The sequence below is a fragment of the Pseudomonas sp. AC463 genome (genome assembly GCF_979253585.1).
Window position 1 is genome coordinate 1 of record NZ_CEEDDZ010000139.1, and the last position, 430, is coordinate 430.

The 430-nt window shown below is 65.3% G+C and carries 1 protein-coding gene; it reads left to right on the forward strand.

Annotated features, from left to right (window positions below; all coding sequences use genetic code 11):
- Positions 1 to 430 (forward strand): cbb3-type cytochrome c oxidase subunit I (locus tag AC0IYH_RS29480; protein ID WP_471837590.1); only part of this gene is annotated, 430 nt, incomplete at both ends.

Here is a 430-nt window from a genome sequence, read left to right on the forward strand (position 1 = left end):
GCGCCGGACATGGCCCTGCCGCGCATGAACAACATCAGCTTCTGGCTGCTGATCCCGTCCTTCACGCTGCTGCTGGCATCGCCCTTCTTCGGCGGCGCGGGCAATGGCTGGACGCTGTACGCACCGCTGTCGACCTATGGCGAGCCCGGACCATCGACGGACATGGCGATCCTGTCGCTCCACCTCGCGGGTGCGTCGTCGATCCTCGGCGCGATCAACTTCATCACCACGATCTTCAACATGCGCGCGCCGGGAATGACCCTGCACAAGATGCCGCTGTTCGTGTGGTCGATGCTGGTCACCGCGTTCCTGCTGCTGCTGGCCCTCCCGGTCCTCGCCGCGGCGATCACGATGCTGCTGACCGACCGTAACTTCGGCACCACCTTCTTCGATCCCGCCGGTGGCGGCGATCCGGTGCTGTACCAGCATC